Origin of the sequence: Serratia quinivorans, from assembly GCF_946227985.1 — a bacterium.
Classification (GTDB): domain Bacteria; phylum Pseudomonadota; class Gammaproteobacteria; order Enterobacterales; family Enterobacteriaceae; genus Serratia; species Serratia quinivorans_A.
Genome location: NZ_CAMKGL010000002.1, coordinates 239850 through 263355 on the forward strand (window position 1 = coordinate 239850; position 23506 = coordinate 263355).

Genomic DNA, 23506 nt, shown 5'->3' on the forward strand with positions numbered 1-23506 from the left:
CTGAAAACAGCAGGCTTTCGCCGAACGAAAATTGACGTAAAATCACAATTATTATCACTGCGGTAAAGAGAGGGAACCGTGATACCTGTAGAACGCCATCAACAAATCTTAGCGTTGGTATCAGAACGCGGAGTGGTCAGCATTGCAGAATTGACTGAACGGCTGGGGGTGTCGCACATGACCATTCGCCGCGATCTGCAAAAGCTTGAGGAGCAGGGCGCGGTACTGGCGGTGTCGGGCGGCGTGCAGTCGGCAGAGCGGGTGGCGATCGAGCCTTCGCATCAGGATAAGGAAGGGATGTACAGCCAGCAGAAAGCGGCCATCGGGCAGTTGGCCGCCCGGCAGATCCCCGCTGACAGCTGTATCTATCTGGATGCGGGTACCACGACGCTGGCGCTGGCCAGGCACATTAGCGATCGCGATGACCTGACGGTAGTCACCAATGATTTCGTGATTGCGGGTTACCTGATTGAGCACAGCCAGTGCAAAATCATTCACACTGGCGGTACCGTCTGCCGTGAGAATCGCTCCTGCGTGGGGGAAGCGGCAGCGCAGGCATTGCGCGGGCTGTTTATCGATCTGGCGTTTATTTCCGCTTCGTCATGGGGGATGCGCGGGCTGTCGACGCCGAACGAAGACAAGGTGGTGGTCAAGAAAGCCATTGTGGATGTCAGCCGCCGCTGCATTCTGCTCAGCGATACTTCTAAATACGGTAAAGTCGCCACCTATCTGGCACTGCCGATAACGGTATTTGATGCGATTATCACCGATGACAACCTGCCCGCCGCCGCGCGCGAGGCGATCCTGCAGGCGGATATCACGCTGATGACGCCCGGGGAGTGAGCGGCTAAAACAGAAAACCCCCAAATGGGGGTTATGACGTTTCGTTGGAACGGTAGCGGCTGATGACCCGCCCTGGCGTACCGAGGCAACCTCGTTCACGCCACTCCTGGCATCTTTGTTCCCACCAGGCATCATGGAAAGCTTGTAAGGCCTGCAAGCGCTGTTCTTTAATACTCAAAAAATTCGAGCTTTGCTCCTGTGATTGATCCAAGACGTTAGATTTCGATGACATATAAACCGTCCTTTATGAATTCCATTTTGTATAAATACTGTACTCTTTGAGCATGTTTTTTCAATAGTGAATCATAGATTTTGGCCAGGGCGGGTCTTAAAGGTACGCTAAAAACGAGCTTTGCCTGATATTGGGTAACGAAGTCGATAATAGTTTTACCTATCCCATCGACGAACAGGCGCTCACGTTCAGAAAATGTATACCCCATGGGGGTATAGGTATCGAATGCGGAGCGTCCTTGTCTGGTGGCAAGACTTAGTGCTTTGATATCATAAAACTCTATGGCATAAGCGTTATCTAAAAAGTCTGGGTCGGTATAAACATGCGCAAACCATGCTCGCATTTCTTGAGTGATCTTTTTGAAATCCAGATAATATTCTGCAGTTTTTTCGTCACTTTTGCTTACTGTTATCTGATATCTGAATTCACCCGCCCGTAGCGTATAGCGCTCCGTAGCATCAATCTCCATGATAAAATCCTTTTTATTATTACTTTTCCAATAGTTATCTTCCTTGTTAATGGTGAATTATTAGCAGCGACGGGATATCTGTGCCAGCCGTCCGCGGGGATCCTGCGCAGCGCTGCGCAGAAAACTAAATACCGCTGAACCAGTTATAGCCCTGATCTTCCCAGTAGCCGCCGGGGTTGGTATCGCTGACAAAAATAGCGGCGATATGTTTGGCGTTCTTGAACCCCAGCTTGGTGGGTACCCGCAGCCTTAACGGGTAGCCGTAATCTGCAGGCAGCGCCTTACCGCCGAAATCCAGCGCCAGAATGGTCTGTGGATGCAGCGCGGTGGCCATGTCGATGCTGGAGTAATAACGGTCCGCGCATTTGAAGCCAACATAGCGCGCGTTCAGATCCGCCCCGACGTGCTGCAGGAAGTTACGCAACGGCACGCCGCCCCATTGGCCGATGGCGCTCCAGCCCTCGATACAGATCAAGCGGGTTATCTGGCTTTGCTGCGGCAGGCGCTGCAGCTGTTCCAGCGTCCAGGGTGCTTTTTTTTCTACCTTGCCGGAGACTTCCAGCTGATAGCTGGCCAGATCCACTTCCGGTACGTTGTACTCGGGATAAAACGCGTTAAACGGGAAGGGATGGGTGATTTGGTCCGAGCGATAGGTTTGTGCCAGCTTCTGGCCACTGAACAGCCAGGCCTGCACCCGATCGTTCCAGCGCGACATTGCCCACAACACTTTATCGACCTGATCGCCGTCCTGCAGGTTGCAGCCGCTCAGCATGGCGATGCCGCCCAGCGTCAGGCCGGAGCGCAGCATCAGGCGGCGCTGGAGATTGACCAATTGTTTCTTTTGCGCCGGCTCCAGCGTCGGTGCCGCAGGGCGCTGTTTTTTTTCACTCATGCTTGCCACCCGTAATCATTGCCCATAGCGTGCGCGGCACGATCGTCACCATCAGCAGGTGGACCACCACAAATAAACCAATGCCGGACATAGCGAAAAAGTGTACGTAACGCGCGGTGTCAAAACCGCCGAACAGGCTTACCAGCCCTTGTAGCTGCACCGGTTTCCAGATTGCCAGCCCGGAGAGCACCAGCAACAGCCCGAGAACCAGCACACCGAGGTACATGAGCTTTTGAATGGCGTTATATCGGCCGTGCTGATGCTTTAGTCGCAGCGTTAACGCCTGCCCGATATCGCGCCGTAACGCAGCGGCGGTGAGCGGCAGCAGATCTCGTCGAAAATGGCCGCTGAACAGGCTCCACAGGAAATAGCCCAGCGCGTTGCCTGCCAGCAGCCACATGACCGCCAGATGCCAACCAATCGCGCCCCCCAGCCAACCGCCGAGCGTGACCTGCGGCGGAAAGCGAAAGCCGAACAGCGGTGAGGCGTTGTAGATTTCCCAGCCGCTCATGAACATGCAGACCATGGCAAACAGGTTAATCCAATGGGTAAGGCGTACCGGCCAGCGGTGCACAGGTCGCGGCGCGTTGGTTTTCATCATCGACTCCCGAGTTACATCGGCGGAACGGTGCCGTCTTTGCCGGCAGAAATGCGGGTGGCGACGCGTTCGCCCTTATCGTCAGTGGCGGAGAACAACACGATGTGCGCGCCGGGTTTGAGCAGGCTGCGATCGCCGGGATCAAGCGTCACGATAGGCACATCTTCCGGCACGTTAACGGTTTTTTGCTGGTTGCCGTAGGTCACGGTCAGAGTACGGCCGTTGGATTTAACCAGTTTACCCACGGTGCCGTTGGTCATGGTATCCACCTTGCCGTCGGCAGATTCCCAGGCCGAATGGCCCTCACCGGTGCCGCGCAGGCTGGCGGCGAAGACGTGGACTTCCAGCGCTTTCAGGCTGCCGTCCGCTTGGGGTACCGCGGCGGTGCCGATAAAGCTGTCCGGTTTAATGTCATCCAGCGTGCCTTTTGAAACGCTCAGCACCTTCGTCTGGTCGTTGAGTTTGACATTGATCTTTTCCCCTTTACGGTCGGTAATTTGCAGGCTGCTGTCGGTCACCTGACTGATAGTGCCGCGCAGTGGAGCAATCACTTTCCCTGGCGTTTGAGCCGCAGCGGCGGCTCCGCTGCACAGCATCAGGGTGGACAGCAGTAAACCGGCAAAACGATGACGGGTAATCATAATGTTCTCCTCTGTTTAGGTTGCCGGTTAAGCATGGTTGAACAACAGGGACAGCACCATGTCCGTTTAATGACATTAATGTCATCAAGCATGTCTGCCGAAGCTGCTAATATTTCGGCTGGTGTAATGAGGTGGCGACAATGCGGATATTGGTAGTTGAAGACGACATCAGCACGGGTGATTACCTGAAGAAAGGGTTGGGCGAGGCCGGGTACAGCGTCGATTTGGCGCGTAACGGTACCGACGGCCTGTTTCGGGCGCTTGAGGATGCTTACGACGCCATTGTGCTCGACGTGATGCTGCCAGGGCTGGATGGCTGGCAGATCATTGAGGTACTGCGCAAGAAAAGCGACGTGCCGATCCTGTTTCTGACTGCCCGCGACGGGGTGCAGGATCGTATTCATGGCCTGGAACTGGGGGCCGATGATTATCTGATCAAACCTTTTTCCTTCACTGAACTGGTGTTGCGATTGCGCACGCTATTGCGGCGCGGCACGGTACGTGAGGCCGACCACTATGCGATTGCCGATCTGCAGCTCGACGTTCTGCGCCGCAAAGCGGTACGGCAGGAGCAGGTGATCCCGCTGACCAACAAGGAGTTCATGTTGTTGCACCTGTTGGTGCGCCGCGAAGGGGAAGTGCTGTCACGCACCATGATCGCCTCACAGGTCTGGGACATGAACTTTGACAGTGATACCAACGTGGTGGACGTAGCGATCAAGCGGCTACGCGCCAAGATTGATCGGCCCTTTGACGTCAAGCTGATCCACAGCGTGCGCGGCATCGGCTACGTTTGCGAGCCGCGTTCATGAAGGCTCTGGCTCAACGCTGGCGGGCGCTGTCGTTGACGTTGCGCAGTGCGATGCTGTTTGCACTGGTAGCCGCGCTGGTGGTTAGCGGCGCGGGAGGGTACCTGTACGGGGCGATGCGTCAGGAGATGACCCTCCGCAGCGATTTGCAGGTCACCGGACGGGTGGAGTATTTTCGCCATTTGCTGAGCCGACGCTTTCCACTTGAGCGGCTGACGGCGAATACTGGCCTGTTTGAGAATATGCTGGGCAACGAACAGGACGTACTGATTTTTCAGCTACCGGGGCAAAAACCGTTAATCAACGTTAACCCGGCCAGGCTGAGTCTGCCGGCGATGATCCCGACGCCGGTTGGCACGCCGCAGCGGTTAAGTGCGGTGCACGGTGGGCAAACGCCACAAGGCGTGCCACTGCGCGCCGTATCTGCACTGGTCAGGCTGGAGGACGGCCGCCTGCTGCAAATCTCGGCCGCACACGTGTTGGTCAATGAACAGAAAATGCTGGCGCGCTATCTTTGGCGGATTGTGGCTGCGGTGGCGATGGCGTTTGTGCTGATTGCATTGCTGGGGTTTTGGGTGATGCGTCGTGGGTTGCAGCCGTTATGGCGCATGGCGGCGCAGGCGGCGGCGATCACACCGAATACGCTGTCGACTCGGCTGAGCGAGCAGGGCGCGCCGAAGGAATTGCAGCAACTGACTCGTTCGTTTAATGCCATGCTCGATCGCCTGAACGAAGGCTATCAACGGCTGACGCAGTTTTCCGCCGATCTGGCACACGAGATCCGCACTCCGGTGGGCGCGCTAATGGGGCAATGTCAGGTGGCGCTGTATCAGTCACGCAGCGTGGAGGAGTATGAAACCCTGCTGTCGAACAACATGGATGAACTGGAACGCATTTCTCGCATGGTCGAAAATATTCTGTTTCTGGCGCGTGCCGGCGAAGGGCAGGCGGTGCTGAACGTCAGTCGCCTTGATATGGCGCATGAGCTGCAACGGGTGGCGGATTATTTTGAAGGCCTGGCGGAAGAGCGCGGCATTACGCTGGTTTGTCAGGGCGAAGGGCCATTGCTGGCGGATGCCATGCTGTTCCAGCGTGCCCTGAGCAATCTGGTGGCCAATGCGGTGCGTTATGCTGATGAAAACAGTCAGATATTGCTGCAAACCCTCAATCAGCAGACTGGGGAAGTGGTTGTACAGGTGGTTAATCAGGGGCCGGCTATTGCCCCGGCTCATCTTGATAAGTTGTTCGACCGTTTCTATCGCGCGGATGCTGCCCGCAGTGCCGGCAGCCATGCCAGCGGTTTGGGGCTGGCGATCGTCCGCGCCATAATGACGCTGCACGGCGGTGTTAGTCGTGCCCAGTGCTCAGCAGAGAATAACGCCTCCAGGATCACCTTTAGCCTGATCTTTCCCGCCGCAGATTAATTTAACCCCGCCGTTTGAGACTAATCTTTGCATCACTAATATAGTGACGCAGGGTATTATTGGCGCAAATGTATTCGTAACCATTTACTTTCATTTTCCCCGTTATTGTATCTATAACCCCCGAATCAAAAGATTAATCCTGCCGTAAATTGCGTCTATTTTACGCTTTACCCTTTGATTTTTGGTTAAATATAGTGTCATCAAAAATTATGCATTATTATTTTTTCATTAAAAATGCTTGCATTAAATGAGCAGGAAGGATTTTTAGCTTAAAGGCGATAATTTACAAAACAAAAAACTAACTTTAAGAACTTTTACATATAAATATATCAATGATTGTGATGTTTGTATAATCTTTAGTTATGGTTTATGAGAAAAATCTTATATCGAAAACAGTAAGGCGAGAAACATCCATTCTGTGGCGTTAATTGATTTTCATTGCGATTGGAGACTGGAATTACTGATTAACCTGATTAAATATTGCTTAATATTTTATTAACATTTAACGACGGCGATAAATAATCACTAGAGTGACCTCTAAAAAATGAAATATAGATTAAACGATCACATCATTTTTGATGTGGATACGGGCACCCTGAGCCTAACGGAGTTCTCTGATGACCCCATCTCTATTTCCAATCCTTCAAAGCGACTACTGCTGCTATTGATTACCCATCATGGTGAGGCAGTTGGCCGGGAAGTGATATTCAAGAAGGTTTGGGACGATTATGGCATGATTTCTGGTAACAATAATCTTAACCAGTGCGTGAGCAAGTTACGTCGGGTAATTAAAAACCTGGGCATTGAGGAAGAGGTGATCGCCACCGTACCCAAGGTCGGTTTTATGCTGCGCTATGAAATAATAGTTGAACACTGTGACGGGCCGGAAAACAGCTTCACCGACGAAGAAACGTCTGTTATTCCGCATGCCTCTGTTCAACCGGAAATAGCATCATCGGCCGGAAAGCCGGGGGGCGTCGGGGCAATGTATGCCGGCTATTCCCGACGTTGGTGGACGATAGCCAGCATCGTCGCACTGGGGGGGATTATGCTGGTGGTGGCGATTAGCTGCTACCTCACCGGCTCGGTTTCCCGGCAGGAGATTTATTTGGGTAAGGCCAACAGCTGTAAGGTTTTCATGTCGATGCCCGGCGCTGCGGTTGCCGTCAGTGCCGGCCTGAGTCGTGACATTCTGGCCTATGCCGCCCCGCAGACAGCAGAGTGCAGCGGCGACGAGTTCTTGTTGGTGGTGCGTAGTAACCAGGTGCGCTCCTACATTTCCGGTATTTCCCGGCTATTTTTCCTGCGTTGTCGCATTTTGCGTGAGCACAGGGTCGAAATTTGTTCTGGTCTTGAAAGCGACAAAGCAACAATTATCAATTAATCATTACTCGGTGTCAGGATGAACACCACCCCGGGGGAAAGGAATATGCCGCCAATATTATCACCTTGATATTAATAACTTAAGCTTTGCCTTTTGGCTACTAATGCAGCATTTCCGCCTCAATCGCTATTTTTATACCTAAATTACGGTAATAGATTATGACGAATATTCCTTTCAAAGAGGCTATTCTCTTTTTTGAACCCAATCCCTGGGTAAGAAAAGGATTACGGGCACTTATTGAACCCGAGCCAACGCGCTACCAATTTGTCTACAGCATCAGAGAAATAGAGGCTGTGCTGAAGGAGAATGAGAAACAAATCCTCATTATGGAGTTGTATAATGAAAGTGAGAATTTGTATGATGTATTACGCTTCATTCTGACGATTAATGATTTCTGGCCGAAGACACCGCTGATCATATTTACTGAAGTGACTAACGCCAGCATACTGGCGATGCTGGCTGCAGAGACGCATTTATCCCTGGTGGCAAAAGGCGATCCGCTGGATTGTCTGCTCGAAGCCGTTGCCGTTGCCGACACGGGAGTGGGGTTTCGCAGCCCGGGTATTCAGGCGGCGCTGACCCAGCCCGTGGAGCCTCTTTCACGCAGCGAATGGCTTATACTGGCGATGATGATTACCGACAGCGATCCGCGGCGCATCGCCCGTGTCACCCATCGCAGTTACAAAACGGTGAGTACCCATAAGTTGAATATCATGCGCAAACTTGGCCTTAATCAGGCAGGGTTTATGCGTCTGATTCTGGCCTTCCGCATTCAGCATCCTGCCTGAAAATCAACCGTCGGTCTGTCTTGTTACCAGTCAGTTCGGCGGCTTAATAAAACCTCCTCAGATCGCTTATTTTTCTCGCTACTTACCATTTCGCCAGAATTGATTTAGATCAATTTAAATATCCTACAAAAATAATTCAAATGGACGCATTTACGCCAGGCGTAATTGAGCATTTCATATGCTGTTTTGGCCGTGTTATTGGTATGGAAAATAATAGGGATTTTGTTCTTGCTGTGGGCATGTTCTGGGTTTTAAAGCTTAAACATGGTTGATTAAACGTTAATTGTGGAATTAAAATCTAAATATTTGTGTGTTGGTGGTTAATGGTTCTTTTTTGATTTGATGCGGTTACTCTCCTTCTCGTCAAGCAGACTGGCTAAAGCAGGTCACGCTAATGGACGCACAATCATATTTAAAGTTGAAGGGAGTTTTACCATGAAGAAAATTACACTGGCACTGGCCATTATTTCAGCCTTCGCTGCGGTTAGCACTGCACAAGCCGCCGACGTCACCGCTCAGGCGTTGGCCACCTGGTCTGCTACCGCAAAGAAAGACACCACCAGTAAACTGGTTGTTACCCCTATCGGCAGCCTGTCCTTCAACTACGCGGAAGGCATCAAGGGCTTTAACAGCCAGAAAGGTCTGTTTGATGTGACTGTGGAAGGGGATGCCACCGCTACCGCATTCAAACTGACTTCCAAACTGGTTTCCAACACCCTGACTCAGCTCGACACCTCTGGTTCTACCCTGAACGTGGGTGTGAACTACAACGGCGAGGCCGTAGAGAAAACCGCTGAGACCACCATGATTGATACCTCTGCCGGCATTCTGGGTGGCAACCTGAGCGCGCTGTCTAACGCCTATAACAAGGCGGTTCGTACCAGTGCACAAGACCAGTTCACCTTCACCATCATTGGTGCCACCTCTGACGGCACCACCGCAGTGACTGATTTTAGCACCTTGCCGGAAGGGATCTGGAGCGGTGATGTGAGCGTTGAGTTCAACGCCACCTGGACCGCTTAATCCCCTGAGCGACCGCTGTAAAACAGGGGGGTAACCCCCTGTTATTCACCGCTACTGAAGAACGCTACTGGAATACCGTCATGAAACCTTTCTCTCTCGCCGCCCTCCTGCTGTTATCGCTGTCTTACCCTGTTTTCGCGCTTGATGTCGGTGAGATCAGTTCGTTCATGCACAGCGATAGCGCGCGTCTGAGTAAAGAAATCAAGAACACCACCGACAGTGGTCGCCTGGTGAACATCAAAATCGAGCGTATCTCCAGCCCGCTGGAATCGGGTGCGGTGGTGCCGATGGGCAGCAAAGATGAAATGTTGCTATCACCGGCCAGCCTGATATTGCCGGCCAACGCCAGCGATGTGATTCGCTTTTATTACAAAGGGCCAACTGATGGCCAGGAGCGCTACTACCGCATCGTCTGGTTCGATCAGGCACTGAGCGACGTGGGGCAAAACTCGGCCAAGCGCAATGCCGTCGCGACCACCTCTGCACGAATCGGCACCATTTTGGTGGTGGCACCCCGGCAGGATCAATTCAATTACCAGTTTGCCGCCAGCCAGATCAAAAACACCGGTAACGCCACTTTCAAGGTGGTGGCCTACGGCAACTGTCGTAACAAGAAAGACGGCAATGACTGCAAGGAAAACTATTTCGTGATGCCGGGCAAGGCGCGGGGGTTCAGCAAAGTAGACGTCAACGACAAGAAAGGTCGCGTGGCGTTATGGCATGGCGACCAGTTTATCCCGGTGAAATAGAGCAGCTTGTCTGCAATGAAACGGAATGCACCACATTAAAGCAAGGAGTGGCATGTGAAGGCTGTGCTGTTGAAAACGCTGCTGGCCAGCGGGGTGATGGCGATCCCTGCGGTGTTGCTACCGGGGCAGACGGCGATCGCTGCCGGGCTGACCCAAATTGACGGTGTGTTGATCCCGCAGACCTTCAGCCTGGCGCTGCGCGAAGGCATGAGTATTCCACTGCTGCTGCACTTTGAAAAAAACAGCGCTGTAAAAGATGACAGCCGCATTGGGCACGCTTTTTTATATCTGGATAACGATCGGCTGAAAATCCGCCAGATCACGCTGGAAGACGGGGACGATGGCACGCCGCTGACCGCAGAGACCATCAGGCAATTACAGGCGTTGCAGGAGGCTAAGTTTGACCAGCAACAGCGCATTGCACTGACGGATGACGCCTGGCTGGCGCTGGATTTCCGCCAGCTTAATTTGCAGCTGGTGGTGAAGGAGGCGGCGATGGGGACCCTGCTGCGTGCTCGCTCCAGCGACATCGGCGTTTCCAGCGTGGATGCCGTCAGCAGTACGCTGGATTACAACCTCGGGGTTTATGATAACCGCACCCGGGCCAGCGAGGGCAATACCTCCAGCTACCTGTCGCTCAACAGCGTCACTGCCCTGCGTGAGCATCATGTGGAAGTTAACGGTTCCGTTTATGGCATCGGCAGCGGCGATGAGAACGCCACGCTGTATAAGGCAATGTACGAACGTGATTTCGCCGGCCGCCGCTTTGCCGCTGGCATGCTGGACAGCTGGAACCTACAGTCGCTGGGGCCGGTCACTACCATCAACTCCAGCAAGATCTATGGTCTGTCTTATGGTAACCGCGCCAACTCCACCGTATTTGATAACAGCCAATCGCTGACGCCGATCGTGGCGTTCTTCCCCTCTGCGGGGGAAGTGCATCTGTCGCGCGAGGGACGATTGCTGAGCGTGCAGAACTTTGCCATGGGCAACCATGAGGTGGATACCGGCAACTTGCCTTACGGCATTTATGACGTTGAGGTTGAGGTGGTGGTCAACGGTCGGGTGGTGGATAAACGCATGCAGCGGGTGAACAAGCTGTTCAGCCCCAACCGCGGCGCCAATGCGCCGCTGGCCTGGCAATTTTGGGGCGGCATGATCCGCATGGATGACTGGCGCGGTGATGATCAACGCCAGCGGCAGGCCAAGGATTCTTACCTGATCGGCGCGTCGGCCACCGGTAACCTGCAGACGCTGAACTGGGCGCTGTCCGGTTACTCGTTTGACAGCAATGCGGTGGGTGAAAGCCGTATCAGCGTGCCACTCAGCCAATCGATTCAGTTCAACGTGCAGAACATGGCGGCATCTGACCATTCCTGGAGCCTGGTCAACAGCGTTAGTGCTGCGCTGCCCGGCGGTTTCAGCAGTCTGTGGGTCAATCAGGAAAAAACGGTGATCGGCGACAAACTGCTGCAAAACGATGCGCACAACCGCGCCATCGGCGGCACGATGAATTTTGGCGCGCTTTGGTCACCGTTGGGGAGTTTAAGCCTCAGTTATAACGACGATAAAAAGAACGGCAGTCACTATTACAACGCTGATTATTACCAAAATATTTTCACCGGTCGTTTTGGCACGCTTGGCGTGCGTGCCGGCGTACAGCGCTACAACAACGGTGGCTACAGTTCGAATACCGGTAAATACATCGCACTCGATTTCTCACTGCCGATGGGCAACTGGCTCAGCGCCGGGGTTTCAAACCAGAACGGCTATACCACTGCCAACCTGGCCGCGCGTAAAGACATTCAAGACGGCCCCATTCGCACCCTGGGTGCCAACCTGTCACGGGCGATCTCCGGTGACACCAAGGGCGACAACAGTATGAACGGGGGCGCCTATGCGCGCTTTGACACCAAATATTCCGCCGGTACGGTCAACGTCAGCAGCTCTGCCGACGGTTACGTTAACACCAGCCTGACCGCCAGCGGCAGCGTAGGTTGGCAGGGGCGTGATATTGCCGCCAGCGGCAGAAGTGAGGGCAATGCGGGCATCATCTTTAACACCGGAATTGAAAATGACGGCATGCTGACCGCCCGGGTTGATGGCCGGACGGTCAAGCTGACCGGCAATAAAAACTATGTGCCGTTGTCGCCGTATGGCCAGTACGAAGTTGAGTTGATGAACAATAAAAACTCGGCGGAAAGCTTCGATATCGTCACCAGGCGCAAGAGCAAGTTAACGCTGTACCCGGGCAATGTGGCGGTGATCACGCCGGAAATTAAACAGATGGTGACGGTATTTGGCCGCATCAAGGCGGAAGACGGCACTCTGCTGGCCAACGCCTATATCAAAAACCATATCGGCCGCACCCGCACCGATGAAAAAGGCGAATTCATTATGGACGTCGATAAGAAGTTCCCGGTGATCGACTTCACCTACAGGGGTAACCAGAGCTGTGAAGTGAGTCTGGACCTGAGTAAGGCACAGGGGGCGATATGGGTCGGCGACGTGACTTGTAGCGGACTGCAAACCTACGCGGGTAACCTGCAGACAGGAGAGACGACCAATGAAGGCTAAGTTTACGCTGCTGCTGATGCTGTGGGTTACCTTGCCGCTACGCGCGGCGGTGAGCGTCACCAACTGGCCGGATGCCGCGACGATGAAGTTCGTGTTTGTCGAGAATAACGCCGATGACAACTTTTTTGTTACGCCGGCCGGTGGGCTGGATCCGCGCATGACTGGTGCCAACAAGTGGACTGGGCTAAAATACGGCGGCTCCGGCACCATCTATCAACAAAGCCTGGGCTATGTGGATAACGGCTACAATACCGGCCTGTCAGCCAACAATCGTTTTGACATGTGGCTGGAAAATACGCCGATCAAGAACCCGTTTCTCGGGCTGCGCTGCATTAACTGGTATGGCGGCTGCAATATGGATACCAGCCTGATTTTGCCGCAGGCTACCGACGAGAAAGGCTTTTACGGTGCCGTGGTGACTTCGGGTGGGGCTAAATGGATGCACGGCATGATGTCGCCGAGTTTCTATCAATACTTGCAGCAAATGGCCCCAGGCAGCGCATTCAGCATGCAGATTAATGCCTGCCAAACCGCGGATGTCTACGATGCCAGTAGCGGGGGGCGCTGTCAGAATCAGAGCAGAGGTAGCTGGTATAAACGCACCGTAACCCACAGCAAGGCGGCGCATCTGCGTTTTATCAACACCAACGCGGTGTCAGAAGTGTTTGTTAACAGTGATGGCGTACCGATCATCGGTGAGGGCAATGCCGACTGTAAAAACCAGACTATCGGTTCACGCTCTGGCATCACCTGTAAAATGGTCAGTTACGATCTGCAGACCGACGGCAGCGTCAGCAATACCTCGATTCACGTGTTCCCGGCGATCAACCATGCGGCGTTAACGTCGGCGACCAACGCCGCCGATTTGCAGTTCAGCCTGGATGGCAATAGCTGGAAAAACACCTCGGGAACCGGCAGCTATTACACCTTTAATCAACTGAAGAGCAGTAATGTGATTTACGTGTTCTTCGCCAGCAACTTTTTCAAGCAAATGGTGAAACTGGGGATTTCCGACAGCGGCACTCGTGACCTGATCAACTTCCGCTTCCAGAACACCACCTCACCCGAGTCTGGCTGGTACGAGTTTTCCACCTCCAACCAACTGATTATCAAACCGCGTGATTTCAGCATCAGCATTATCTCCGACGACTACGATAACCAGCCACACCGCGAAGGTTACGTCGGCCCGGCGGAGCCTCCGCTGGAGTTTGGTTATATCGTCACCACCAGCGGCAAGACCGCCGCCGACCAGGTGCGGGTAATGGCCACCGGCCCAACGCAGGTCATCAACGGGATTAATTACTGTATTTTTTCCTCGGCGGATAACCAAATTCAGGTGCCTTTCCCGGCCATGCTCAGTATCACTACCAGCACCAACGGCCAACAAAGCTATGACGCAGGCTGCGACGGACAGTGGCATGACATGACCAATGCGTTATGGAGCAGCACGCCGTGGAATGACATCTCCGGTGAGGTAGGGGTGCTGAACAAAACCCGGGTCAAGTTCAGCATTCCGATGAATAACCCGATTTCCCTAAAGACGGTGGACGGTAACGGCTGGTATGGCGACGTTAGCGCCGCCGGGGAGATCCACGTTGAAGCCACCTGGCGCAACATTAACTAGGAACAACCCATGAGAAACTGGCTGTTCTGGCTACTGTGTTGGCCATTTGGCGCGACGGCGATAAACGTCGGCACCCTGACGTTTGCGATGGATCAAGACCAATCGTTCACCGCCAAGCGGGTGCTGAACAACAACCGCAGCGCGCGTATTTATCAGGTGAATGTGCGCGCCATCGACAGACCGGGGGAGAAAGAAACACGCAGCCGCCCGGCGGACGGTGAACTGCTGTTTGCCCCGCGCCAGCTGCAACTGCAGGCCGGGCAGGGCGAATATTACAAGTTCTTCTACCGTGGTCCGCAGGACGATCGCGAACGTTATTACCGGGTATCATTTCGCGAAATTCCCACCCGCCTTTTCGACCCGGCGCAGCGTCAAACTGCCGGCGTCAATCTAGAGCCGATAGTGGTGATGGACACCATTTTGGTGGTGCGCCCACGCCAGAGTCATTTCGCCTATCGGCTGGATCCGCAGCGTGGCACGCTCACTAATACCGGCAACACCTACTTCAAGTTCCTGCTCAAGCCCGGTTGTGACAGTACCGACGAGGAGGGGAGCACCGAATACCTGCGTCCCGGTGATACCTTCACCCACGCCGGTATTCGGCTAAACGGACAGAAATTTATTATCTATAACGACAAATTTATCAGCATCGATAAAAGCTGCATTAATTAGCCATAAACCGCTAACGCAGCGGGATAGAGAAGCGGAAACAGGCACCGGTTTGCGGCCGCTCGATCAATTGGATATCGCTGTCGTGCAGCAGCAAGATGCGCCGAACGATCATCAACCCCAAACCGCTGGCATGACGGCGCGCGCTGCTCAGAATGGAAGGGCGTACGAATAGATCTGCACGCAGCTCCTGCGGAATACCCGGGCCGCTGTCATTAACCTGCACCAGCACCTTACCCGCCTGTTGCCACAGGCGCACCTCGATTTCACCGCCCTGTGGCGTGTGGCGGATGGCGTTGTCCAACAGGTTGGTCAGCACCCGCTCAATCATGCTGACATCGGCAAATACCAACGGAATACCGGGGGTGATATCCGCCAGTAGCCTTTGCTGGCGTGCCTCCGCCGCCAATTCAAACTTCTGGAAGACGTCCTGCACCAATTCGCTGAGCGAGAACGGCTCTTTCTGCGGTTTCACCACCCCATATTCCAGCCGCGCCAGCTCGAACAGTTCCTGCGCCAATCGGCCGACCTTACGGCTCTGCGCCAGTGCAATCTCCAGATAACGTTGGCGATCGTTGTCGCTCAGGCTGGCCGATTTAACCGACAGCGTTTCCAGATAGCCGTGCAACGACGTCAGTGGGGTGCGCAGATCGTGTGAGATATTGGCGATAAACTCGCGCCGTTGCTGATCCTGCTGCGAAAGCGTCTGCCACTGTTCGGCGATCCGTTGCGCCATGCTGCGGAACGCTTGCTGCAGTCGGCTGACCTCGTCTCGACCGTCACTGCTTTGCGCCGGCAGCGCCGCATAGGCTTGCACTGCCGCGATGCCGCCGCTGTCCAACTCACTGACCTGACGTGTCAGACGGCGGATTGGTCGGGTCACCCAATAAAAAGCAAAACCACCGGCCACCAGGCTGAACAGCACCATCAGGCCCGATGTCCACAGCGCCATGGAGACCGCGGAATTATGCAAGGCAGAGCTGGTTAGCGCATCGTAATCCTCACCCAGCAAAACCACGTACAGGTAGCCCTCAACCTGACCGTTGACCTTCAGTGGCGCGGCGCTGAACACTTTTTTGGCCTCCGGATTACGCGGGTCATCGCCGTAAACCGGCATACTGGCGCCATTGAAGAGCGCTTGCAGCGGCTGCAGACTCACTTTTTGTCGTTTCAGGTGACCTGCCGGTGCGGCGTTGCCGATAATCTCGCCCTGCTTATCGAGCAGATAAACCTCAACGCTGGGATTCACCGCCATCAGTTGACCAAACAGGCTTTGCACCGACTGCGCGTTCAGCCCGTTTTGCCCCAACAGTGGGTTGCTGTCGGCAATGTGCTGCGCCAGATTACCGGACAGCCGTTGGATCACCACCTGGCTGTACTGGGTGCTGCTGCGCACCTGCATCCAGCCGGAGATGGCGCAGCTGACGACCATCAACAGGGCGAAGATCAGGGTCAGACGTTGCGTTAGCGTAAGATTTTTCATGGTTTACTCTTGCGGCACAGCCGCGAATTTATAGCCCATGCCCCACACGGTGAGGATGCGCTCGGGTTCCGCCGGGTTGGTTTCGATCTTGATACGCAGCCGGTTGATGTGAGTATTCACGGTGTGCTCGTAGCCTTCATGCTGATAGCCCCACACCTGATTGAGCAGGCTGAGGCGGGAAAACACCTTGCCGGGGTGTTTGGCAAAAAAATACAGCAGGTCAAATTCGCGCGGCGTCAGATCGACATTCTGTTGGTTCAAATGCACTTCACGGGCAATAGGGTCGATGGTCAAGCCGTCAAAACTGAGCGTGCCGGCGTCCATCCGCAGGTTGCGGCTCATCGCTTCCTGGCGGCGAAACAGCGCCTTGACCCTGGCCACCAGTTCCAGCATGGAAAAGGGCTTGGCGAGGTAGTCGTCAGCGCCCAGCTCCAATCCCAAAACTCTGTGTACCTCGCTGGAGCGCGCGCTGGTGATGATGATGGGGGTGTAGCGCGTCATATTGCGGGCGCGGCGGCAGATTTCCAGCCCGTCAATGCCCGGCAGCATCAGGTCGAGGATCAGTGCGTCCCAGCCGCCCTGCTCCAGCATGGCCATGCCCAGATTGCCATCGGCGGCATGGCTGATGTCATAGCCTTCATCGCGCAGATGTAATTGCAGCAACTCCGCGATATTGCCGTCGTCCTCGACGATTAAAATTTTCTTTGGCTTTTCCATTCATCCCACCGCTGATTGCCAGACCTGATTGAAGTCTACACAACCCGCAGGGCCGGAGTTATCACATTTTATTTAACTTTGCGTGAGGTCTTGGGGAACAAATCAAACGGATACTCAGTACATCGAAACCGCTAACGTCAGGAGAGACTCCATGGATATGTCTGTTACGCCGGAAAAACCCGCGCTGATCCATCCGCTGTGGCTACGCCTGACGCACTGGCTGAATGCGCTGGCGATGCTGATTATGGTCACCAGCGGCTGGCGCATCTACAACGCCTCGCCGTTGTTCAACTTTAGCTTTATCAATGAGCTGACGCTGGGTGGCTGGTTGGGCGGCGCGTTGCAGTGGCACTTTGCCGGCATGTGGCTGTTTGGTATTAACGGGCTGTGTTATTTGCTGATTAACCTGTTCAGCGGCCGCCTGAAACGTAAGTTCTGGCCGCTCAGCCCGAAAGCCTTGCTCGGCGATTTGCTGGCGGCGCTGCGGGGCAAGCTCGGCCATAACGACCTGCGCCATTACAACATGGTGCAACGGGCGGCCTACCTGTTTGTGATGGTTGCCAGCGTGGTGATGGTGCTTTCCGGCCTGGTGCTGTGGAAGTCGGTGCAATTTCCGCTGCTGCGTGAGCTGCTCGGCGGCTATGACACAGTGCGGTACATCCACTTTTTTGCCATGTCGGGGCTGGTGGGTTTTGTGGTGGTACATCTGGTGATGGTGGCGCTGGTGCCACGCACGCTGTTGGCCATGCTGCGTGGACGTTAAGGAGAGCCTGATGAAAGCACAGAAACAGCCAATAAGCCTGAGTGAAGGGCAAGAGATCGTCAGGGAAGCGCAGCAATTGCTGGCACGCCAGCTGGAGTCCTCTTCGCGGCGGCGCTTCCTGCGCAACGGACTGACGCTGGGGGGGATTGCCATGCTCACCGGGTGTGACATCAGCGACAACGCCAATGTAGAACAGGCGCTGAACCGCATCTCGCGGTTTAACGATCGGGTACAGGGCTGGCTGTTCAATGCTGACCATCTGGCACCGGTGTATGCCGAATCGATGATCACCCGTCCGTTCCCGTTCAACGCGTTTTATGCCGAGGAGCAGGCACCGGAGATCAATGGCGACGACTACCGGCTGGAGGTCAACGGGCTGGTGCTGAATAAGCAGCCCTGGACGCTGCCGCAATTGCACAAGATGTCGCAGATCAGCCAGGTGACGCGCCATATCTGCGTTGAAGGCTGGAGTGCGATCGGCAAATGGGGCGGCGTGCCGTTTGCGGAGTTTCTCCAGGCGATCGGCGCCGACCTGAGCGCCAAATATGTCAGCTTCAAATGTGCCGACGATTACTACACCAGCATCGATATGGCGACGGCGCTGCATCCGCAAACCATTATGGCGCTGACCTACGACGGCCAGATCCTGCCGCGTAAATACGGTTATCCGATGAAGCTGCGGATGCCGACCAAGCTCGGCTACAAGAATCCGAAACATATTCAGGTGATTGAAGTCACCAACCGCTTTCCCGGCGGTTACTGGGAAGATCAAGGTTACAACTGGTTTGGCGGCAGTTAACGACGGCCGCAACTATCCCCCGGCACACAGGTGCTTTTTAAATGAGAGAAGGAAATACCATGAAAAAGTTATTCGCAGTGATGATGTGCAGTGCGTTGATGTTGGGTTCTATCGGTGCCAATGCTGCAGACAGCATGAGCAAAGACGCGATGAAAAAGGACAACATGGGCCAGATGTCTCATGACGGCATGGCTAAAGATGGCATGAAAAAAGACGCCATGAAGAAAGACTGCATGAGCAAGGATTGCATGAAGAAAGACAGCATGAGTAAAGATGCGATGAAACACGACGGCATGAAAAAAGACAGCATGGCCAAAGACGGCATGAAGAAAGATGAAATGAAAAAGGACGCCATGGGGAAATAAGTGGCTCAGCCTACCCTGAAAACCAAAGGCCACGTAATGTGGCCTTTGGTGTTTAACAGCGGATTAGCGCTTACATATCCGGGAAGGTCAGGGTATTGCCCGGTGCCTCACGGTGGATATGCACAAAGTTCAGGTGTTTCTCGTACTGATCGAGAATATCGCCGATCACCTGTTCTTTGCTGTAGTCCATCAGGTCATTGCCCTGGGTGCCTTCCATCAGGAAGGTTTCCAGCCGGTAGTAGTGCGACTTGCCGGAGCGGGCGCGATAGGTAAAGCCCGGCACCGAGTAACGCTGCGGCCAGATCTGATAGATAAAGTTTTGTTCCTCACCCAAATGCACCAGCAGTTCCAGATGGTTTAAACGCTCATCTTCGGTTGGCGGCACTTCACTGAACTCCACTTTGGCTCCGCGCAATTCCAGCTCACGCGCCACTTCCTGCATCGCCGGGCGGCAACGGGTATCCATCATTTTCTGTGTGTATTGGGTGCCTGGATAATTCATCACTCGGGACAGGCGTTGTTTCCAGTTCAACACGTCATTGCTGGACACCGGCATTGGCGCGGTGGTGTTCAGGGCGCTGGCCTTGCGGTAATCCTCCACCCGTAGCGATTTATACAGCCCGGCCATCACGAAGAAGATCACAAAGCTGAACGGCAGGCCCATGATTACCGTGGTTTTCTGCAGCGCGGGCACGCCGTCGGTCATCAACATGCCTATGGTCAGCAGGCCAATCGCCACCGACCAGAAAATACGCAGCCAGTTGGGGGCGTCATTATTGATATCACTCAGGCGTGAGGTGAAGTTACCCAGCACCAGCGAGCCTGAATCCGCCGAGGTGACGTAGAACAGCAGCCCGGTGATAGTGGCCACCGAAGCGCTGAAGGTAAAGCCCGGATACTGCGCCAGCAGGCTGTAGAAACCCCGTTCCGGGTACTGCATCACTTCCTGCGCGAAGGCGGCGTTACCGTGAATAATCTGGTACAGCGCGCTGTTACCGAAGATTGACAGCCACAGCAGGGTAAACACAAACGGAATAATCAGCGTGCCGACCACGAACTGACGGATGGTACGCCCGCGTGAAATTCGCGCCAGGAACAGGCCGACAAACGGCGCCCAGGCAACCCACCAGGCCCAGAAGAACAGGGTCCAGTTATTCATCCATTCCACCGGACGATCGAAGGCAAAGCTGTTAAGCGTCATGCCCATAAAGCGGTTGATGTAATCACCGACGTTAAGCACCAGCGCATTGAGCAGGAACTCGGTATCGCCGAAGAACAGCACGAATAAAATCAGCCCCAGTGCCAGCAGCACGTTGAGCTCGGACAGAATACGGATGCCCTTATTGACGCCGGAAGTCACCGAAATGGTGGCCATGATCACCGAAAGCAGGATCAGCGCGGCCTGAACCGTCAGGTTTTCCGGTATGTGGAACAGCACTTTCAGGCCGTAGTTCAACTGCACCACGCCAATGCCGAGCGTGGTGGCGATACCGAAGATGGTACCCAGTACCGCGGCGATATCTACGCTGTGGCCAATCGGGCCGTTAATACGCTTGCCAAAGATCGGGTACAGCGCCGAACGGATAGTCAGCGGCAGGTTATAGCGGTAGCTGAAGTAGCCAAGGGCGATGCCCATCAGCGCGTACATCGACCAGCCGGTCAGGCCGTAGTGGAACAGCGTCCAGACCATTGCCTGGCGTGCGGCTTCCAGCGTCTGGCCCTGGCCTTCCGGTGGCATCATATATTGTGTCACCGGTTCGGCGACCGAGAAGAACATCAGATCGATACCGATACCGGCGGCGAACAGCATCGCGGCCCAACTCATCAGGCTGAATTCGGGTTTTGATTGCTCCGGCCCGAGCTTGATCGAACCAAAGCGCGAAGCGGCGATAAACACCACGAATACGATGTACAGGGTGGCGGCCAGCAGGTAGTACCAGCCGAAGGTGGTTGAAACCCAATTCAGGGTGCGGGTGATCCATCGCCCGGAGAAATCGGTAAAAAAGATGGTCATCAGCGAGAAGGCCAAAATCAGCCCTGCCGAGGTAAAGAAAACCACAGGATTAAGGCCATCCTTTTGCGGTTTTGAGGAGGTTTCGCGTGTTGTCATCGTCTTCCTCTGTTTTTTAACAACTGAGTAAAATCGTGCCCACACACCAGCCTGAACGACACGCGGGTGTCGCCCGGAAACAGTGCGGATAAAAACGCCGCGGCAATCGCCATTCTGCTTGCCAAGGATTGCCGCTTTGCTTGTTTACGAAGCGGAAAATCGCCTCGTGGTGGGAACCGCTTACAGACACTGATTTTGGTCAGATTCGTTAAATACCTCACAAAAATCAGCCAGTTCCACAACCGAAAAATACATATTTGTAACCAATCGGCAATAAAATATATGCAATTTTTATTGAACGTTCAATCAAAAAAAAGTTTAATAGTTGCCATGAAGACCAAGTTCAGCAGGCGGAAAGGCAGTGAAATCCCGCCGCTGAGACGAGGCCGAAGTCGGTTTTGTGAGAGTCGAATTATGCCAAAGGTAGGAATGCAGCCGATCAGAAGGCAGCAGTTGATAGATGCCACGCTGGCCGCAGTCAATGAAGTTGGAATGCATGATGCCACCATTGCGCAAATAGCGCGGCGGGCGGGGGTTTCCAACGGCATCATCAGCCACTATTTCAAGGACAAGAACGGCCTGCTGGAAGCCACGATGCGCTATTTGATTAGCCATCTGGGCGAAGCGGTGAAGCTAAGGCTGCAGGCGCTGAGTGACCACAGTCCGGCATCGCGGCTGCAGGCGATCGTCGCCGGCAACTTCGACGACAGCCAGATCAACAGCGCGGCGATGAAAACCTGGCTGGCTTTTTGGGCCAGCAGTCTGCACCAGCCGCAGTTGAACCGGCTGCAGCAGGTGAATGGTCGTCGTCTGTATTCCAACCTGTGCGCCGAATTTAGCCGGGAACTGCCGCAGGCGCAGGCACGGCTGGCGGCTAAAGGGCTGGCGGCGTTGATCGACGGCCTGTGGCTGCGCAGCGCGTTGCGCGGTGCGGCATTTAATCAGGCCCAGGCGCTAGCGCTCACTACCGATTACATTACGTTTCAACTCCGGGGGCACACGCCACCCTGAGGACAACCCAAGGAGAACCTATGTCCCGTTTTGGCTTACAGAAGCTCTATATTAATGGTGCCTATGTAGACAGTACCGATGGAAAAACCTTCAACGCAGTGAACCCGGCGAACGGCGAAGTGCTTGCCGAAATCCAGTCCGCCAGCGCTGAAGACGTCAACCGTGCGGTGGCCAGCGCAGCCAGCGGACAAAAGGTGTGGGCGGCAATGACGGCGATGGCGCGTTCTCGCATCTTGCGTCGTGCGGTGGATATCCTGCGCGAACGTAACGACGAACTGGCCGCGCTGGAAACGCTGGATACCGGCAAGGCGATGTCAGAAACCACGGCGGTAGATATTGTCACCGGTGCCGACGTGCTGGAGTATTACGCTGGCCTGATCCCGTCCATCGAGGGGCAGCAGATCCCGCTGCGCGATACCTCCTTTGTTTATACCCGCCGCGAACCCCTGGGTGTGGTGGCCGGTATCGGCGCCTGGAACTACCCAATTCAAATCGCCTTATGGAAGTCTGCGCCCGCACTGGCGGCAGGCAACGCCATGATCTTCAAACCCAGTGAAGTGACTTCTTTGACGGCGCTGAAGCTGGCGGAGATATACAGCGAAGCCGGCCTGCCGGATGGCGTATTCAATGTGGTCACCGGCAGCGGCGCAGAAGTGGGCCAGTACCTGACCGACCATCCTGGCATCGCCAAGGTGTCGTTCACCGGTGGGGTGAAAACCGGCAAGAAAGTGATGGCTAACGCCTCCGGCTCGACGCTGAAAGAAGTCACCATGGAACTGGGTGGCAAATCGCCGCTGATTATCTTCGACGACGCCGATTTGGATCGCGCCGCTGATATCGCCATGATGGCCAACTTCTACAGCTCCGGCCAGGTGTGTACCAACGGCACCCGCGTATTTGTTCCCGCAGCGTTGCAGGCGCAATTTGAAGCCAAAATCCTCGAGCGTGTAAAACGCATCCGTCTGGGCGACCCTACCGATCCGCAAACCAACTTTGGCCCGTTGGTCAGCTTTGCGCATATGGAATCGGTGCTGCGCTTTATCGAAAGCGGCAAGAGCAGCGGTGCGCGTCTGCTGTGCGGTGGCGAGCGTGTCACTGAAGGGGAATTTGCCAAGGGCGCTTATGTGGCCCCGACGGTGTTTACCGATTGTCGTGACGAGATGGAAATTGTGCGTGAAGAGATCTTCGGGCCGGTCATGAGCATCCTCAGCTATCACACAGAAGAAGAAGTGGTGCGCCGCGCCAACGATACCACCTTCGGCCTGGCCGCGGGTGTCGTGACCAATGATCTGACCCGCGCCCATCGGGTGATCCACCAGTTGGAAGCCGGCATTTGCTGGATTAATACCTGGGGTGAATCGGCGGCAGAAATGCCGGTCGGTGGTTACAAGCAGTCCGGCGTCGGCCGCGAGAATGGCCTCGGCACGCTGGAACACTACACCCAGATCAAATCGGTGCAGGTCGAGCTGGGCGAATATATTTCCATCTTTTAAACACCCCATTATCGATTAAATGCTTGTCCGGGCATCCTAAGCT

General features: G+C 54.7%; 22 protein-coding genes. 15 read left to right on the forward strand and 7 right to left on the reverse strand.

Features of this window, described 5'->3' with window-relative positions:
* The first annotated feature begins 78 nt into the window (after positions 1-78).
* Complete coding sequence (ygbI, locus tag OCH02_RS09765; protein ID WP_261431046.1) at positions 79-843, forward strand: DNA-binding transcriptional repressor YgbI; 765 nt, start codon at positions 79-81, stop codon at positions 841-843.
* 215 nt (positions 844-1058) lie between these two features.
* Here the strand turns inward: ygbI and OCH02_RS09770 are convergent, their stop codons facing one another.
* From OCH02_RS09770 to OCH02_RS09785, 4 genes are all read right to left on the reverse strand, one after another.
* Positions 1059-1544: a hypothetical protein gene (locus tag OCH02_RS09770; protein ID WP_261408263.1), complete on the reverse strand. Its 486-nt coding sequence runs from the start codon at positions 1542-1544 to the stop codon at positions 1059-1061.
* A 124-nt stretch (positions 1545-1668) separates the two neighbouring features.
* Positions 1669-2436 carry a molybdopterin-dependent oxidoreductase gene (locus OCH02_RS09775; protein ID WP_261431047.1) on the reverse strand — a complete coding sequence of 256 codons (768 nt, stop codon included), beginning with the start codon at positions 2434-2436 and terminating at the stop codon, positions 1669-1671.
* Complete coding sequence (locus tag OCH02_RS09780) at positions 2429-3034, reverse strand: cytochrome b/b6 domain-containing protein (protein WP_261431348.1); 606 nt, start codon at positions 3032-3034, stop codon at positions 2429-2431. Before OCH02_RS09780 ends, OCH02_RS09775 begins: the two co-directional genes overlap by 8 nt.
* Before the next feature lie 14 nt (positions 3035-3048).
* A complete protein-coding gene (locus OCH02_RS09785; protein WP_261431048.1) occupies positions 3049-3675 on the reverse strand; it encodes a hypothetical protein in 627 nt (208 codons plus the stop codon).
* A 140-nt stretch (positions 3676-3815) separates the two neighbouring features.
* Here OCH02_RS09785 and OCH02_RS09790 point away from each other — a divergent pair, with 140 nt between their 5' ends.
* The 9 genes from OCH02_RS09790 to OCH02_RS09830 all read left to right on the forward strand — a co-directional run bounded on the left by OCH02_RS09790 (position 3816) and on the right by OCH02_RS09830 (position 14725).
* Positions 3816-4487 (forward strand): heavy metal response regulator transcription factor, encoded by a 672-nt coding sequence (locus OCH02_RS09790; protein ID WP_115182929.1) that lies wholly within the window; start codon positions 3816-3818, stop codon positions 4485-4487.
* The gene (locus OCH02_RS09795) at positions 4484-5908 is read left to right on the forward strand and encodes a heavy metal sensor histidine kinase (protein ID WP_261431049.1); all 1425 of its coding nucleotides are present in this window, start codon (positions 4484-4486) and stop codon (positions 5906-5908) included. The genes OCH02_RS09790 and OCH02_RS09795 overlap by 4 nt, the downstream gene beginning before the upstream one ends.
* Before the next feature lie 544 nt (positions 5909-6452).
* Complete coding sequence (locus tag OCH02_RS09800) at positions 6453-7292, forward strand: transcriptional regulator (RefSeq protein ID WP_410001248.1); 840 nt, start codon at positions 6453-6455, stop codon at positions 7290-7292.
* A 158-nt stretch (positions 7293-7450) separates the two neighbouring features.
* Positions 7451-8080, forward strand: coding sequence for a LuxR C-terminal-related transcriptional regulator (locus tag OCH02_RS09805; protein ID WP_112363846.1), 630 nt, complete (start codon positions 7451-7453; stop codon positions 8078-8080).
* Between the two features lie 435 nt (positions 8081-8515).
* Positions 8516-9103, forward strand: a complete 588-nt coding sequence (locus OCH02_RS09810; RefSeq protein WP_012005935.1) for a common pilus major fimbrillin subunit EcpA — start codon at positions 8516-8518, stop codon at positions 9101-9103.
* A gap of 80 nt (positions 9104-9183) precedes the next feature.
* On the forward strand, positions 9184-9852 hold the full coding sequence (locus tag OCH02_RS09815) for a hypothetical protein (RefSeq protein ID WP_261431052.1): 669 nt from the start codon (positions 9184-9186) through the stop codon (positions 9850-9852).
* 96 nt (positions 9853-9948) lie between these two features.
* Entirely contained in the window at positions 9949-12429 is a 2481-nt protein-coding gene (locus OCH02_RS09820) for a CS1-pili formation C-terminal domain-containing protein (RefSeq protein WP_261431350.1), read from the forward strand.
* A complete protein-coding gene (locus OCH02_RS09825) occupies positions 12419-14053 on the forward strand; it encodes a hypothetical protein (protein WP_261431053.1) in 1635 nt (544 codons plus the stop codon). The genes OCH02_RS09820 and OCH02_RS09825 overlap by 11 nt, the downstream gene beginning before the upstream one ends.
* Before the next feature lie 9 nt (positions 14054-14062).
* Positions 14063-14725 (forward strand): fimbria/pilus periplasmic chaperone, encoded by a 663-nt coding sequence (locus tag OCH02_RS09830; protein ID WP_261431054.1) that lies wholly within the window; start codon positions 14063-14065, stop codon positions 14723-14725.
* Between the two features lie 10 nt (positions 14726-14735).
* On the opposite strand, the gene OCH02_RS09835 is transcribed toward OCH02_RS09830, so the two are convergent.
* Together OCH02_RS09835 and OCH02_RS09840 are read right to left on the reverse strand one after the other, a co-directional pair.
* Positions 14736-16205: a sensor histidine kinase gene (locus OCH02_RS09835; protein ID WP_261431055.1), complete on the reverse strand. Its 1470-nt coding sequence runs from the start codon at positions 16203-16205 to the stop codon at positions 14736-14738.
* A 3-nt stretch (positions 16206-16208) separates the two neighbouring features.
* Positions 16209-16922 carry a response regulator transcription factor gene (locus tag OCH02_RS09840; RefSeq protein WP_261151253.1) on the reverse strand — a complete coding sequence of 238 codons (714 nt, stop codon included), beginning with the start codon at positions 16920-16922 and terminating at the stop codon, positions 16209-16211.
* Positions 16923-17073: 151 nt separating this feature from the next.
* Here OCH02_RS09840 and OCH02_RS09845 point away from each other — a divergent pair, with 151 nt between their 5' ends.
* Genes OCH02_RS09845 through OCH02_RS09855 form a run of 3 tightly spaced genes read left to right on the forward strand, consistent with a single transcriptional unit; the run spans position 17074 to position 18849 of the window.
* A complete protein-coding gene (locus OCH02_RS09845) occupies positions 17074-17685 on the forward strand; it encodes a cytochrome b/b6 domain-containing protein (RefSeq protein ID WP_261431056.1) in 612 nt (203 codons plus the stop codon).
* A gap of 10 nt (positions 17686-17695) precedes the next feature.
* Positions 17696-18484 carry a molybdopterin-dependent oxidoreductase gene (locus tag OCH02_RS09850; RefSeq protein WP_261431057.1) on the forward strand — a complete coding sequence of 263 codons (789 nt, stop codon included), beginning with the start codon at positions 17696-17698 and terminating at the stop codon, positions 18482-18484.
* Between the two features lie 59 nt (positions 18485-18543).
* Positions 18544-18849, forward strand: a complete 306-nt coding sequence (locus tag OCH02_RS09855) for a pentapeptide MXKDX repeat protein (RefSeq protein WP_261431058.1) — start codon at positions 18544-18546, stop codon at positions 18847-18849.
* Between the two features lie 70 nt (positions 18850-18919).
* Here the strand turns inward: OCH02_RS09855 and OCH02_RS09860 are convergent, their stop codons facing one another.
* Positions 18920-20959: a choline transporter gene (locus OCH02_RS09860; RefSeq protein WP_174352983.1), complete on the reverse strand. Its 2040-nt coding sequence runs from the start codon at positions 20957-20959 to the stop codon at positions 18920-18922.
* Positions 20960-21373: 414 nt separating this feature from the next.
* On the opposite strand from OCH02_RS09860, the gene betI reads away from it, so the two are divergent.
* The gene (betI, locus tag OCH02_RS09865; RefSeq protein ID WP_261431059.1) at positions 21374-21970 is read left to right on the forward strand and encodes a transcriptional regulator BetI; all 597 of its coding nucleotides are present in this window, start codon (positions 21374-21376) and stop codon (positions 21968-21970) included.
* 20 nt (positions 21971-21990) lie between these two features.
* Positions 21991-23463, forward strand: a complete 1473-nt coding sequence (betB, locus tag OCH02_RS09870; RefSeq protein ID WP_261431060.1) for a betaine-aldehyde dehydrogenase — start codon at positions 21991-21993, stop codon at positions 23461-23463.
* Positions 23464-23506 lie beyond the last annotated feature (43 nt).